The sequence below is a fragment of the Microcystis sp. M169S2 genome (assembly GCF_020245865.1).
Classification (GTDB): Bacteria; Cyanobacteriota; Cyanobacteriia; order Cyanobacteriales; family Microcystaceae; genus Microcystis; species Microcystis ichthyoblabe_A.
Window position 1 is genome coordinate 1 of the sequence record NZ_JADBUB010000197.1, and the last position, 14451, is coordinate 14451.

Genomic DNA, 14451 nt, shown 5'->3' on the forward strand with positions numbered 1-14451 from the left:
AACTCAAAGCCTTAGTGTACAAACTTTACAAGCATGAGTTATTGATAGTTTTACATGACAGGTTCGGTAGAGCCGCCTTTTTTAACTTTTTTATTGATCTCATTAAGCATTTCTACTTATTGCAAAGGTGAGATGCTCCCTTAACGTTGGAGCTTCAGTCCTCGGCCATGGGGTATGATCTCCTGCTAATATAATTCGTTGCTCTAGTTTTGGTGTCGGTATTTGCTTCAGATAAAGTTCCATTAATTTATTGGTTTTGGGACGACAATCATCTAGGGCTTCATAGATGCTCGGCCACTTTCTCCGAAATACGGTCGATAGGGACAACTCAGCAAAAGAATCGACTTTTCGGGTAGTCAAAACCGCATCCATTAAGTCAAAAGTGGCATCTTTGGCCGGGTCTAGTAGTTGATAGGCTTCCTTTCTGAAATTCTGGAGTTTTTGGAGAGATTGATTCAAGGCTTTTGATTATTGAGTAACTTTACCTCATTATCTCTTGATTTTCCTCTTCCCCCATACTCCCCCTCTGAGTGGAATAGACTGTACGGTATGATTGGGGGGAGTTAGTCTAAACTCCAGTTGATAGAATATTGCTTTGCGACACTCATGTAATTTACACACTCCGTTAATGGCGACACTCCGTTAAGGACGATTTAGGGCTAGTGTACACACTTCCCCCCGCAAATGTATCAAAAGCTACAACTTAATAAATATTTACATTCCTCTCCCTTCAGATTTTGGGGTTTTTGGGGAGTTCAAGGGCTTGGAATTGTACAATAAGGTTGTACAATTCTCCCCTAAAAATCATGTTAAGCAAAGAAACCACCTACTCTCAGGCGAGAATGAATTTAGCGAGTCTCTTAGATCAGGTGTGTGACGAATCTCAAATTATCGTCATTAAGCGTCGCAATCAGAAAAATGTGGCCTTAATTGCTGAAGATGAGCTTTCCAGTTTATTAGAGTGTGTTTATTTACTGCGCTCGCCAGAAAATGCCCAACGCTTATTTCGCTCTTTAGCATGGACCCAGACAGAAGATGCAACTCCTCAAACATTAGCTGAATTGAAAGGGGAGTTAGGAATTGAGTCCTAAAAGAGAAAATAAGCCAGATAAACCTAAAAACAATCCTATTCATGGTTATTTGCCCGTTTTTAGTCCTGATTTCAAAGCAGATTTAGCTTGGTGGTATCGAAACGAACCGAAAAAAGGCGATAAAATTTTAGACTTAGTGGCAGATATTTTGGATGGCGATCCGTTTACAGGATTGGGTAAACCCGAACCTCTTAAGTATATTGCTGCCGACACTTGGTCACGACGGATCGACTTAGAGCATCGTTTGGTTTATAAAGTCACAGGAAATAAGGTTTATTTTTTACAAGCTCGTTATCATTATCAATCAGGCTAAACTCAGACAAACCCATTAAGAACTGTTACAGGAGAAAGGGGACAAAGAACGTAGAGGGGGACAGTGAAACAACAAACATTTTCTACTCCAAGTCTGTAGCCTAAGCTACAATTTAATAAATATCTACATTCCTCCTTTCTCCGGTGGTTTCTAGACATCAACCTAAAAGTCGGCACTTAAAGGGGTACGGGGGAAAGGAATCACATCGCGAATATTGGTCATTCCCGTCATGAATTGTACCAGACGCTCGAATCCTAAACCAAAACCGGCGTGGGGAACGGAACCGTAGCGACGCAGATCCAAATACCACCACAAATCATCGGGATTCATTCCCTGTTCCTGCATTCTTTGGATTAATACATCTAATCGTTCTTCCCGTTGGGAACCGCCGATAATTTCGCCGATCTTGGGGGCTAAAATATCCATGGCGGAAACAGTTTTATTATTGTCATCTAGACGCATATAAAAAGCTTTGATTGTCTTGGGATAATTGGTGACAATCACGGGTTTTTTAAATAGTTCCTCCGCTAGATAACGTTCGTGTTCTGACTGTAAATCTACGCCCCATTCTACGGGAAACTCGAACTGACGATCGGCTTTTTCTAATAACTCGATCGCTTCGCTATAGGTAATCCGGCCAAACTCACTATTAACGATATTTTCGGCCGTACTTAACACCGTTTTATCGATACGTTCGTTAAAAAACTGCAAATCTTCGGGACAATTTTCCAAGACGAATTTAAAGATATATTTCAGAAAAGCTTCCGCTAAATCCTGATCTCCTTCCAAGTCACAAAAAGCCATTTCCGGTTCCACCATCCAAAACTCGGCCAGATGACGGGAAGTATTAGAATTTTCGGCGCGAAAAGTCGGGCCAAAAGTGTAAACATTAGATAGGGCCATGGCCATTACTTCCGCTTGTAATTGTCCACTGACGGTTAAATAGGCCCGTTTACCAAAGAAATCCTCGGCAAAATTGGCGGGTTTTTTTAAATCTAAACTGGTGACAGTAAATAATTCTCCCGCACCTTCGCAGTCGTTAGCGGTAATAATGGGAGTATGTACCCAAATAAAGCCCTTTTCTTGGAAAAAACTGTGGATAGCGGTAGCGCAAGCGTTTCTAACCCGCATTACTGCTCCTAGGGTGTTGGTTCTTGCTCGCAGATGGGCAATAGTTCTTAGGAATTCAAAGGAATGACGTTTCTTTTGTAGGGGATAATCCGGGGGACAGTCACCATAAAGGGTGATTTCGGCCGCTTTTAACTCGATATTTTGCCCTTTACCCGGAGAAGGAACCAAATTTCCCGAAACAGCGATCGCTGCTCCCGTACTAATTGCTTTTAGTACATTTTCATAATCGGGTAAAGTCGGTTCGAGGATAACTTGTAAGTTGGCCAGGGATGAGCCATCATTAACTTCCAGGAAAGTAAATTCTTTTAATTCTCGTTTTGTTCTCACCCAACCCTGCACGGTGACGGATTGATCCGGTTGTCCTGTCTGAAAGATTTCCTTGATTCTGCTAGTCATCGCGTATCCCTATGTTAGAACCAAAGAGTATTTTAGGATAGAAAGTCCAGATCAGGCTAAAATCAATCTCGAACAGGTGTCATGCTTCTGGTGGAAAAATTATTAAGTAAGCCCAAAAGCCGTAAATTAGCGATTTTTTTGGCTTTTATCGGCAGCATTCTCGCTTTACCCTTTCCTATCGCTGGTATTCATAAATTCTATCTCGGTCAACCTCTCTGGGGAATTATTTATCTTCTCCTCTGGCAAACTCCGATTCCCCGGGTGGCTTGCGCGATCGATGCAGTGTGGTATTTAATCCAAGATAACCAATTTTTGGCTAACTATTTTCCCACTGCCACCGCTGCTGCCACTGTCCCCAGTTTAGAGCCTAAACAAGTAGAGGCGATCGGGGAAGCTTTAAGGGAATTAGAGTGCCTCCGGCAAGAAGGATTAATTTCTGAGTACGAATTTGAAGAAAAACGGCGACAACTACTATAATGACACCGCAAAACTGGTTAGGGCGCACTTTTAACCCTTTAAAAGCCAAAATTAGCAATGATCCCTATTATCGCTTTCGTTCCCTTGATGAGATCGCTATGGCGGCACAATTGGGCATTAAAATTAATGTCAGTCAAGCGGGTGTGGATGATTGGCTGCGATTGCCGGGGATATCCATCCATCAAGCGCGGATGTTGGTGGAATTGCTGGGTATGGGGGTAGAATTGCTTTGTCTTGAAGATCTAGCGGCTGCTTTGAGTGTTCCTGTGGCTAGATTGAAAGCTTGGGAGCCGATTCTAGAATTTGCCTATTATAGTCCCGAAAGTCAACTCGCACCCCCTAAAATCAATCCTAACACTGCCTCGATCGAGCAGTTAACTACCCTGCCCCTGATCAGTGATAATTTAGCAGCTGCCATTATTAAAAATAGAGAAGAACAGGGATTATTTAAGAATATTGTGGATTTTAAAGGGCGTTTATCCCTAGAAGCGCAGGAAATCTCCCAATTAATGCACTTTTTTCAGTTTTAATCCCAAATCCTCAGAACAGGAGACAGGAGACAGGAGACAGGAGTCAGGAGTCAGGAGTCAGGAGTCATACTAAATCTGGTTATTAAAGACTGATTATTTATTCCCCTTTTTGCATGAGTGCATGAGTAGAAAACGGGTTTCTCCGAGAAACCCGTTTTCTGTGCGTTACTCAACGGATTTAGTATCAGGAGATAGGAGAGGAGTCAGAAGATTATTTTTATTTATTCTCCCCACTTCCCACTTCCCAGTAAATCTAAATGTCTTCAGATTCCTCCGCATCACTAGGGGGAACTAGGGCCACCGCAGCGATCGCATCGTCCTCATCAAGTTTTTGCACCCGGATGCCTCCGGCCGAGCGCGATTGGGGAGTAATAGCATCGACGGATTGACGGATGATAATACCCCGTTCGGTGATAATCATAAATTCCTCGTGGGGGTTAACAACGTGCAGAGCCGCTAATTTATCGTTCTTTTTGCGGAATTTAATCACTCTGACTCCTAATCCCGCCCGATTTTGCAACCGGAGGAGGGTAACGGGAACCCGTTTTCCCAGTCCTGCCATGGTAATCGCTAACACCCAGGGGCCATTATTAGCCACTTCGGGGTTAATTTCTTCGCTTTCGTCCTCGGTTTCTTCTTCGTTAGATTCAGCGATTTGGGCGACAATTTGACTAGGAAGGATGTCCATACTAATTAATTCGTCACCTGAGCGCAATTTCATCGATTTTACGCCTTTAGTTGCCCTTCCCAAGGAGCGCAATTGTTGACTATCGGCCTTAAAATGAATTGCCATCCCCTGACGAGAACCGATAATGACGCTATCTTCCTCTTTAGCCAAGCGAACCCAACGTAGTTGATCACCGTCTTCGAGAGAAATGGCGATTAAACCGTTCGATCGAATATTACTAAAGGCAGCGAGGGCGGTTTTCTTGATAAATCCCTTTTGTGTGAGCATAATCAGGTAATTATCCTCGCTGAACTCGCTGACTGCCACCACCGAGGTAATTTTCTCCCCTTTGGGAATCTCTAACAGTTGCACGATGGGAACGCCGCGAGCGGTGCGGGAACCGGTGGGGATATGATAGGCATTGAGACTATAGACAACCCCGCGATCGGTGAAAAAGAGGACGCTATCGTGATCGCGGCAGGTGATAAAGTGATCGATGCCGTCGTCTTCTTTCATTTTCGCCCCAGCTTTGCCCCTTGTCGCCCGATTTTGGGACTCAAAGGTATTAACGGGCATTCTTTTGATGTAACCCTGTTCGGTGACGAGAATTAAGGCCTGTTCGTTGGCAATCAGGTCAGTTTCGGCGATTTCTCCTTCCCGTTGTTCAATATGACTGCGACGGGGGGTAGCGTGAATCGTTTTGATCTGTTGCAGTTCTTCCTCGATAATGCTGTCGATCCGTTCTTTTCTGGCTAAAATATCCTGAAGATCGCCGATTTTTGTCAGTAATTCCCCGTGTTCTTGCTGAATTTTCTCCGATTCTAGGGCGGTTAACCGTCGCAGCTGCATTTGTAGGATTGCGTCCGCTTGCACCTCTGAAAGACCAAAATTCTGCACTAATCCCTCTTTTGCACTAGCTGTGTCGGCAGCACTGCGAATTAGGGCAATGACTGCATCGAGACTAGCGAGGGCAATTAGTAAACCCTGAAGGATATGATCCCTTTCCTCGGCCTTGCGGAGTTCATAACGGGTACGACGGGTGATCACTTCTACCCGAAAATCGAGGAAAACGCGGAGAAACTCCCTTAAAGTCAGTAATCTCGGTTCGTTATCGACTAATGCCAACATATTCGCCCCAAAATTCGACTGGAGGGGCGTTTGTTTATAAAGATTGTTGAGGACGACGCGAGGATAGGCATCTCGTTTCAGTTCGATCACTACCCGGATGCCGTCGCGATCGCTTTCGTCCCGCACATCGGAAATACCGTCTATTTTGCGATCATTGACCAAATCGGCGATTTTTTCGATTAATGCCGCTTTATTGGTTTGATAGGGCAGTTCGGTGATGATAATAGCATCTCGATCGGGTCTTCCCCTTTGTTCGATAGTTTCAATGGTAGCGACTCCCCGCAGGGTAATGGAACCGCGGCCGGTGGTGTAAGCTTCCTGAATGCCGTCTCTACCAAGGATATGCCCCCCGGTGGGAAAGTCCGGCCCCGGGATATAACGCTGTAATTCCGTATCGGTGAGATCGGGGTTATGGATGAGGGCAACGGTTCCATCGATAATCTCGGCCAGGTTGTGGGGGGGGATATTGGTGGCCATACCGACGGCGATGCCCGATGAGCCATTAATTAGCAGTTGTGGGACTCTAGAGGGTAAAACCACGGGTTCCTGTTGGGAACCATCGAAGTTATCGGCGAAATCGACGGTTTCTGACTCGATATCCTGTAGTAGGGCGTTGGTGGCTAGGGTGTGCAGACGACACTCGGTATAACGCATGGCTGCCGGGGGATCGTTATCGATCGATCCGAAGTTACCATGACCGTTAATCAGGGGATCGCGCATGGAGAAATCCTGGGCCATGCGGACGAGAGCATCGTAAACAGCAGTATCCCCGTGGGGGTGGTATTTTCCTAATACTTCCCCGACGACTCTAGCGCATTTCCGGAAGGGGCGATCGGGGGTTAATCCTAGTTCGTACATCGCGTAAAGAATGCGCCGGTGTACGGGTTTCAGTCCGTCCCTAGCGTCGGGCAAGGCGCGCCCGACGATGACGCTCATGGCGTATTCTAGGTAGGAACGGGACATTTCATTGCTTAAGTCTGTGGGGACGACATGATCCTGGGCGGCGGTCATAGGGGGGTTAACTCCAATAACAAGGCAAAAAAAGCGTTTTTGTGAGTAAATTCGCTAAAAGTCGGGTTTTTACCCTTTTGATGTGCAGAATATGCCCATTTGTAGGACTATTTTACCATAAAATCCCTCTTTTTTCGGGTTTAGAATAGTGTCAAGTTAGCAGCGATCACAAGAGGAAAAAGCAAATGGTGAAGACTACTTTTAGTAGTTTTTCCCCCGATAATTTAGGATAAAATAAAAATGCGATCGAGAGTTAATACCATGGCCCGATCGGCAGCTCGAGAATCGATGATAATTGAGATTAATGATCCCTTAACTCCAGCGAAAACTATTAACCTGATTTTCCCAGCTCAAAAATTCCCCAAAAATGCTTAATCCTCTCCTCTGGCAAAGTGCCAATCCCCACCCCGATAATCTGGATAATTTCCAAATTATTAGCCAATGGTGGCAAGATTTAAATCTTAAGGAAGTCTTCTGGCAACAGCGTTTAATTCCCGATACTGGCTCTCTGGAAGATATTAATTGGGAGCAGCAAGGTTTTGATGAAAAGTTTAGCATCCAAATGCCCCAAATTCGCGGGATTACCCTCTATTGGCATAAATCTACTTTTGCTGACGAAAGAAGCATGACACCTAAACAATTAATTTTAGATCGGGAACGGGAGCAATTAGACATTTATCCCCAATCCCAAGCTAGTTTAGTTATTCGGGTGACGAAACCCCATCTAGTTTATCAAAAATTCGAGCTAAAAAATCCTCTCCTGGTCGGCAAAAAAGCGGAAAGTGAATATATTTTACTGATCAGGGATAAAGAACAGCAAATAGAAGTTAAAATTAATCTCAGTCCCGAAAATTATCGCCAATTTCTAGAAACCATGACCGAGGATAAATAATGTGGCAGGGAAACCTAGAACTAATTTACAAGCAAAAAAATCTCGCAACCGAGATTAATTACGTCTATGCTACCGCCCCTTTAAAAGTACAAAGACCTTTTTATCCCGAAGGAAAAAACCTTTGTCATACGGTAATTTTACACACGGCGGGGGGAATAGTTGGGGGTGATGTTCTTCAACAAAAAATTCATCTCCAAGCCGCTACCAATGCCCTGATTACCACTGCTTCTGCTGGAAAAGTTTACCAGAGTAACGGTCAGATGGCCCAGCAATTAATCGAGATTAAAATCGATGACAATGCCAGTTTAGAATGGCTACCCCAAGAAACAATTATCTTTAATGGGGCGGTATTTCGCCAACATTTACGAGTGGATTTAGGGGAAAATAGCAGTTGGTTGGGATGGGAAATTACCCGTTTTGGTCGCAGTGCGCGAGGCGAGAAATTTTTAGCGGGAGAATGGCATTCTAATTGGGAAATTTGGCGATCAGGACAACCTTTATGGCTCGATCGATCCTTCCTGTTGGGTGGTAAAATGATCGAGGGATTTTCTGGTTTAAATGATAGCGCCCTGATCGGTACTTTAGTTTATATCGGTCAACCGGTGGGCAGAAATTTAATCGAGAAAGTGAGAGATTTTTCCCTAGAAGGAGAGATGGGAGTTACTAGCACTTTAGGAGATGGTCTTTTATGTCGTTATCGGGGTAATTCTAGCGGTGAAGTGCGACAATGGTTTCAGCAGGTTTGGCAAATTTTAAGGCGAGAAATGAGCGATCGAGATGCAATTATTCCGCGAGTTTGGTTGTCTTGGTAAAGGCGGTTAATTGTCATTTTCTCAAGTCACTTGAATGCCTGTATCGGTGATTGGAGCTATCCAAAATTGTAGATCGGGAGCGACGAGAATTTCCCGGGCCTCTTTAACAATAGTTTCCGCCACTTCCTGAGATGAACAGAGAGTAAAAACCGTCGGGCCAGAGCCTGACATCATCGTTCCCAAGCCGCCTAAATCGCCTAGAACCTGTCTTAACTCGGCAACGAGGGGAAATTCCGGTAAAACCACCTTTTCGAGGTCATTATGGATAAATTTGCCGATAGCAGCTGGTTTTTTCTGGGCGATCGCTTGTACCAAAGCCCCGGAACTCACCTGCTGACGGCGGTGATGAAAGTCCTCTGGAGAAGACAGATAGGTATCTTGAAATTTTTGCCGATAGCTTTGGTAGGCCCAGGGTGTAGAAACGGATAAATGATCGTATTTAGCTAAAATCACCCATAATCCAGTCAGAGGAGCGATCGGATCGAGAATTTCTCCCCTTCCCGTACAGATAACCGTTCCTCCTGTCACACAAAAGGAAGTATCGGACCCCAATCTTGCCGCTAAAGTTTCTAATTCCGGACGGGTTAAGCCTAATTCCCAGATTAAATCGATGCCGACTAACACCGCCGCCGCGTTGGTGGAACCCCCCGCTAAACCCGCAGCCACGGGAATATATTTGTCGATGGTGATATCGATACCGCCGTAATTGGCAAAGAGGCGGGGGAATTCCTTCGCCATCAAAGTGGCGGCCCGATGGGCGAGATTACTGCTATCTTGGGGGACGAGGGGATGAGAGCAAAAGAGGCGGAATTCCTGCAATCCGTTGGGCCGGAGAGTGATGCGATCGCATAATCCCACCGTCTGCATCACCATGACTAACTCGTGGAACCCATCAGGGCGATCGCCAACGATTTCTAGATATAAGTTAATTTTAGCGGGGGCTAGAAGGGTATAACTGTGCATTTGTCAAGGAAAAAAATCTAAAATTTTGGCAATTGACCTAATTTTTCCGCCAAGTCAATCCATTGCGATAAACTGAGGTCTTCGGCGCGAGCGAGGGGATTAATTTCTAATTGTGTCAGGATTTGGCTTAATTGATCGCTATCCAGACAATTTTTTAGATTATTGCGTAACATTTTGCGCCGGTTGGCAAAACCCCAGCTAATTAAAGTGGACAAAAAGGCTGGATTGCTGACATTATTCGGCAAAACACGGGGTAAAAGCTGAATTACCGCCGAATCCACTTGGGGAGGTGGGGAAAAGGCCCGCCGGGGGACATCACAAATCCATTGACAATCGGCAAGGTATTGAATGCGGACGCTGAGAGCGCTGTAAGCTTTGGTGGAGGGGACAGCGACCAATCTTTCGGCGACTTCTTTCTGGACTAAGAGGGTAATACTCTGGTACGGGGGGGTGAAGGGATGGGCGATCGAACCGAGCAGCTTTTCGAGGATCGGACCGGTGATATTATAGGGAATATTAGCCACTACTTTATTAACCGGCGGCAGTTGCTCCGGTTTAAGGGCAAGAAAGTCGCCCAGGATGAGATGAAAGTTATCTTGTTGGCCAAATTTTTTGTTTAAAATTGTCCATAGATCTCGATCGATTTCTACAGCGACAACCAATTGAGCGCCATCGAGAAGACGACGGGTTAAAATGCCTGTACCCGGTCCGATTTCTAATACCCGATCCTCGGATTGTAAATTAGCAGCGCCGATGATGCGATCGAGTATCGATTCATCTTTTAACCAATGTTGTCCAAAACGTTTACGCGGTTGAATTTTCATACCTCTATTTTAAAATCAGAGGGTTGTCCTCGACAATAACACCCCTGAAAATATAGGCCATGCGATCGATAACCGCATCAATTATCATAGAGCCTAGACAAAGATAGCAAAAAAATTAGATACAATGTCAGATTTAAACGATGTTTTCGCAATTGTAGCCGGAGCGGTTCCGGGGGCGTTATCTCGTTATTATATTACCGAATGGACAAAAGCAAAATTCGGCTTGCGCTTTCCCTATGGAACCTTTATTATTAATTTAACTGGCTGTCTAGCTATCGGCTTTTTTTGGGCTATTTTACCCAGTTTTCCCTTTTATTCCCACGCACTAGATTTAATGGTTAGAACGGGATTTTTAGGAGCTTATACCACCTTTTCTACCTATAGTTTAGATATCTTGATCCTCTGGCGCAATCAGCAAAATTTTCTCAGTCTTTTTTTTGCCGTTGCTAGTATAATTTTCGGATTGATTGCCGTGAGAATCGGGGCAGCTATTGCCCAATTTTTTCTAGGCTAAGTAGGTAGGCGTTAAAAACTATCAGATGCCCCCCTTATCAAGGGGGGATTAAGGAGGGATCGAACCTAAAATCCATTTTAAATTTAATTATAACCAGCTACTTAATTCTCTAATTTATTGACTATTTAAGGCTAGGACAGACTGCATGGATTTTTTCAGGGGACGTTATGGTTTATCCGTGGCGATTGGGGCTATTTTTGGGGCTTTGAGTCGTTTTTATATTGCGAAATTAGTTGAAAGTATTTTCGGTCAAGAATGGCAATTTTTGGGGACATTTTTTGTTAATTTTTCTGGCTGTTTAATTATTGCTTATATCTTTACTATAGTTAGGGAAAATATTCGCATAATTGCCCCAGAATTAGGATTGATGATTGCCACGGGTTTTTGTGGTTCCTATACAACTTTTTCCACCTATAGTTTGGAGGTTAACAAGTTTTTAGAGCAGGGAAATATGACTTTCGGTTTAATTTACTGGTTGGGCAGTGTTCTTGGGGGGATGATGGCGCTTAAAATTGGAGTTATTTTAGCAAGAACGGGTTTTCCTAGATGAATTATTCAATAGATTTTGCGTCTGATCCCCCCTGCCCCCTTAATAAGGTGGGTGCCGATAGGCGGGGGGAGCTGACAACTTTTAACACCTAACTACTTAAGCATCTCAGCACAATTGAGACTATCTTTTTCCTTTCCTACTCAGTCTTAATAGGTAATGTCTCCATGGGTTTGAAACCAATTGACAGCATCAGCTAAAGCTTGTCTAATCGGCGATTGCGGTAAGCCCAGTTTCTTGCACTGCCTTCGAGGAATCTTAGTATATGGACTGTTTTGACATTTTCAGGCCATCAAGGGGTATAGAGGGCGATTTTCCCGAGATTATCGCCCCGATCAAACCCGTTCCACCCGTCACAAAAGCACCCATTATTCAAACTTTCCCCTGTTTTCGCTTCCTATCAGTAACTGAAATTTAATCACCTTAACTTTATTATTACTATACCTTAATCTTAGTCAATATTTAAGCTTTTCTTGATACAATTTGGGGTCGGGTTATTTTAGACTAAGAGCAGTAAATCTTCAGTAAAAATGCTCCTATGAATCCATCTCCAGAGTCAACTTTTGTTTGTCCGATTATCATCGAAGACGACAGAACAGGATTAGACACAGAAACTATCCGACGGGCTTTAAGGGATAATTTACTCTATATTCAAGGTAAATTACCAGAATTAGCCAGCAAAAACGATCTTTATATGGCCCTAGCCTATACAATCCGCGATCGTTTATTGCAGCGTTGGTTAACCACCCAACAAACCTATCTAAAAAAAGATGTCAGAACCGTTTGTTATCTCTCGGCCGAATTTTTAGTCGGTCCCCATTTGGCTAATAATTTAATTAATCTCGGTATCTACGAACAGGTTCAGAAAGCTGTCAGCGAATCGGGATTAAAACTAGAAGAATTAATTGCCCAGGAAGAAGAACCAGGGTTAGGAAATGGTGGTTTAGGTCGTTTAGCTGCCTGTTATCTCGATTCCCTTTCTACCCTAGAAATTCCGGCTATTGGTTACGGTATTCGCTACGAATTTGGTATCTTTGATCAAGAAATTCACGACGGTTGGCAGGTAGAAATAACCGATAAGTGGTTACAGTATGGAAATCCCTGGGAAATTGCCCGACCGGAATCATCGGTAGAGGTAAAATTTGGCGGTTATACCGAATCCTATACCGACGAAAATGGTAATTATCGCAGTCATTGGATTCCCGATTATGTAGTCAAAGGAATTCCCTACGATACCCCAATTCTCGGCTATCGAGTTAACACCGCTAATACCATGCGTCTCTGGAAATCAGAAGCTTGTGAATCTTTTGATTTTGGTCGCTTTAATCGCGGTGATTATTATGGTGCGGTGGATAATAAAGTTCACTCGGAAAATATCAGTAAAGTTCTCTATCCTAATGATGAACCAATTCAAGGCAAAGAACTACGTTTAGAACAGCAGTATTTCTTTGTTTCCTGTTCCCTACAGGATATGATTCGTATTCACTTACATGAGAACCCCAGTCTCGATAATTTTCATCAAAAATGGTCGGTACAATTGAATGATACTCACCCTTCTGTCGGGGTAGCTGAGTTAATGCGCTTGTTAATTGATGTGCATCATTTCGATTGGGATAAAGCTTGGTTTATTACTCAAAATACCTTCGCCTATACCAATCATACTCTTTTGCCAGAAGCTTTAGAAAAATGGCCTTTGAGTATTTTTGGTCGTCTTTTCCCCCGATTAATGGAAATTATCTACGAAATTAACTATCGTTTCTTGGATAAAATTCGCATTATTTATCCCCAGGATGACGGCAAAATGTCCCGTTTATCTATAATCGATGAAAGCGGCGAAAAATACGTCCGTATGGCTCACCTCGCCTGTGTGGGTTCCCAGGCAATTAATGGGGTGGCAGCCCTCCATACAGAATTACTAAAAAGAGATGTTCTGCGCGATTTCTATGAACTCTTTCCCGAAAAGTTTAGCAACAAAACCAATGGAGTTACTCCCCGGCGCTGGATAGTTTCTAGTAATCCCCGCTTGACTTTTGCGATTACAGAAAAAATCGGCGAAAATTGGATTAAGCATCTGGAGGATTTACGCGGTTTAGAAAACTATGTGGATGATGGGGGATTTCGGGACTATTGGCGACGAATTAAATACGATATTAAGGCAGATTTAGCCAATTATATCGCTAAAAAAGTCGGCATTAAAGTTGATCCTAGTACCCTCTTTGATGTGCAGGTAAAACGCATTCACGAATATAAACGGCAACATCTCAACGTTTTACATATCGTCACTCTCTATCATCGCCTCAAAAATAATCCCAATCTCGATATTACCCCCCGTACCTTTATTTTTGGTGGGAAGGCAGCCCCGGGTTATTTTATGGCGAAATTAATCATCAAATTGATTAATTCTGTGGCAGAAGTGATCGATAATGATCCGACAATTGGAGGACGTTTAAAAGTGGTTTTCCTCCCCGATTATAATGTCACCTTCGGTCAACGGGTTTATCCAGCTGCCGACTTGTCCGAACAAATTTCCACGGCTGGGAAAGAAGCTTCGGGAACTGGTAATATGAAATTCTCTATGAATGGGGCCTTAACTATCGGCACTCTCGATGGGGCAAATATCGAAATTCGTGAAGAGGTGGGGGCGAAAAATTTCTTTCTTTTTGGATTGACAACCGAGGAGGTTTATGCTAAAAAAGCCGCTGGTTATAATCCCCAAGAATACTATTACCATAACGAAGAATTGCGGGCAGTATTAGACCTCATTGGTTCGGGATTTTTTAGCCGGGGTGATAGTAGTTTATTCCGCCCGCTTGTGGATAATCTTATCTACAATGATCCCTATATGTTACTGGCCGATTATCAATCCTATATCGATTGTCAGGAAGGAGTCGGTCGTGCCTATCAAGATCAAGAACATTGGAGTCGTTTAGCGATTCTTAATGTAGCCCGCATGGGTAAATTCTCTAGCGATCGATCGATTCGGGAATACTGCGAGGAAATCTGGTGGGTACAACCGGTAAAGATTGAATTACCCGATTATATTCAAGCTAATGCCGGTTTATCGGTAAATTAGAACAAATCTAGGCAGTGGGAACGTCTTCATCGATCCTACTGCCCACAGGATAACCAGCCTTGAGCGACTCTAATCCAGATTT

The 14451-nt window shown here is 43.8% G+C and carries 14 protein-coding genes and 2 pseudogenes; 10 read left to right on the forward strand and 6 right to left on the reverse strand.

Annotated features, from left to right (window positions below; translation table 11 throughout):
• Positions 1–135: 135 nt before the first annotated feature.
• Positions 136–459: pseudogene (locus IM485_RS18565) on the reverse strand (NF041680 family putative transposase); the annotation flags it as partial.
• Positions 460–806: 347 nt separating this feature from the next.
• Here IM485_RS18565 and IM485_RS18570 point away from each other — a divergent pair.
• Both IM485_RS18570 and IM485_RS18575 read left to right on the forward strand, forming a co-directional pair.
• Positions 807–1091 carry a type II toxin-antitoxin system Phd/YefM family antitoxin gene (locus IM485_RS18570; RefSeq protein ID WP_002737712.1) on the forward strand — a complete coding sequence of 95 codons (285 nt, stop codon included), beginning with the start codon at positions 807–809 and terminating at the stop codon, positions 1089–1091.
• On the forward strand, positions 1081–1404 hold the full coding sequence (locus IM485_RS18575; RefSeq protein WP_002771556.1) for a Txe/YoeB family addiction module toxin: 324 nt from the start codon (positions 1081–1083) through the stop codon (positions 1402–1404). The genes IM485_RS18570 and IM485_RS18575 overlap by 11 nt, the downstream gene beginning before the upstream one ends.
• A gap of 162 nt (positions 1405–1566) precedes the next feature.
• Here IM485_RS18575 and asnS read toward each other — a convergent pair whose 3' ends face one another.
• Complete coding sequence (asnS, locus tag IM485_RS18580) at positions 1567–2931, reverse strand: asparagine--tRNA ligase (protein WP_287744899.1); 1365 nt, start codon at positions 2929–2931, stop codon at positions 1567–1569.
• 81 nt (positions 2932–3012) lie between these two features.
• Between asnS and IM485_RS18585 the strand changes: the two genes are divergently transcribed.
• Together IM485_RS18585 and IM485_RS18590 are read left to right on the forward strand one after the other, a co-directional pair.
• Positions 3013–3408, forward strand: a complete 396-nt coding sequence (locus IM485_RS18585; protein ID WP_287744902.1) for an NINE protein — start codon at positions 3013–3015, stop codon at positions 3406–3408.
• Positions 3408–3938 carry a ComEA family DNA-binding protein gene (locus tag IM485_RS18590; RefSeq protein ID WP_287744904.1) on the forward strand — a complete coding sequence of 177 codons (531 nt, stop codon included), beginning with the start codon at positions 3408–3410 and terminating at the stop codon, positions 3936–3938. Before IM485_RS18585 ends, IM485_RS18590 begins: the two co-directional genes overlap by 1 nt.
• A 253-nt stretch (positions 3939–4191) precedes the next feature.
• On the opposite strand, the gene gyrA is transcribed toward IM485_RS18590, so the two are convergent.
• On the reverse strand, positions 4192–6744 hold the full coding sequence (gene gyrA, locus IM485_RS18595) for a DNA gyrase subunit A (RefSeq protein ID WP_287744906.1): 2553 nt from the start codon (positions 6742–6744) through the stop codon (positions 4192–4194).
• Positions 6745–6984: 240 nt separating this feature from the next.
• On the opposite strand from gyrA, the gene IM485_RS18600 reads away from it, so the two are divergent.
• The 3 genes from IM485_RS18600 to IM485_RS18610 are packed head-to-tail and all read left to right on the forward strand — an operon-like array spanning position 6985 to position 8448.
• On the forward strand, positions 6985–7119 hold the full coding sequence (locus IM485_RS18600; RefSeq protein WP_272948738.1) for a hypothetical protein: 135 nt from the start codon (positions 6985–6987) through the stop codon (positions 7117–7119).
• Positions 7112–7636 carry a hypothetical protein gene (locus IM485_RS18605; RefSeq protein ID WP_104397198.1) on the forward strand — a complete coding sequence of 175 codons (525 nt, stop codon included), beginning with the start codon at positions 7112–7114 and terminating at the stop codon, positions 7634–7636. Before IM485_RS18600 ends, IM485_RS18605 begins: the two co-directional genes overlap by 8 nt.
• The gene (locus IM485_RS18610; protein ID WP_104397197.1) at positions 7636–8448 is read left to right on the forward strand and encodes an urease accessory protein UreD; all 813 of its coding nucleotides are present in this window, start codon (positions 7636–7638) and stop codon (positions 8446–8448) included. The genes IM485_RS18605 and IM485_RS18610 overlap by 1 nt, the downstream gene beginning before the upstream one ends.
• A 21-nt stretch (positions 8449–8469) precedes the next feature.
• Here IM485_RS18610 and ispE read toward each other — a convergent pair whose 3' ends face one another.
• Positions 8470–9411 carry a 4-(cytidine 5'-diphospho)-2-C-methyl-D-erythritol kinase gene (gene ispE / locus IM485_RS18615; protein WP_287744911.1) on the reverse strand — a complete coding sequence of 314 codons (942 nt, stop codon included), beginning with the start codon at positions 9409–9411 and terminating at the stop codon, positions 8470–8472.
• 17 nt (positions 9412–9428) lie between these two features.
• The gene (rsmA, locus tag IM485_RS18620; RefSeq protein WP_287744913.1) at positions 9429–10235 is read right to left on the reverse strand and encodes a 16S rRNA (adenine(1518)-N(6)/adenine(1519)-N(6))-dimethyltransferase RsmA; all 807 of its coding nucleotides are present in this window, start codon (positions 10233–10235) and stop codon (positions 9429–9431) included.
• A gap of 124 nt (positions 10236–10359) precedes the next feature.
• Here rsmA and crcB (IM485_RS18625) point away from each other — a divergent pair, with 124 nt between their 5' ends.
• Complete coding sequence (gene crcB, locus IM485_RS18625) at positions 10360–10749, forward strand: fluoride efflux transporter CrcB (protein WP_002738216.1); 390 nt, start codon at positions 10360–10362, stop codon at positions 10747–10749.
• 145 nt (positions 10750–10894) lie between these two features.
• Positions 10895–11299 carry a fluoride efflux transporter CrcB gene (gene crcB, locus IM485_RS18630; protein WP_104397194.1) on the forward strand — a complete coding sequence of 135 codons (405 nt, stop codon included), beginning with the start codon at positions 10895–10897 and terminating at the stop codon, positions 11297–11299.
• A gap of 146 nt (positions 11300–11445) precedes the next feature.
• Here crcB (IM485_RS18630) and IM485_RS18635 read toward each other — a convergent pair.
• A pseudogene (locus IM485_RS18635) lies at positions 11446–11620 on the reverse strand (dihydroflavonol 4-reductase); the annotation flags it as partial.
• A gap of 214 nt (positions 11621–11834) precedes the next feature.
• Here IM485_RS18635 and IM485_RS18640 point away from each other — a divergent pair.
• The gene (locus tag IM485_RS18640) at positions 11835–14369 is read left to right on the forward strand and encodes a glycogen/starch/alpha-glucan phosphorylase (protein WP_287744917.1); all 2535 of its coding nucleotides are present in this window, start codon (positions 11835–11837) and stop codon (positions 14367–14369) included.
• Positions 14370–14451 lie beyond the last annotated feature (82 nt).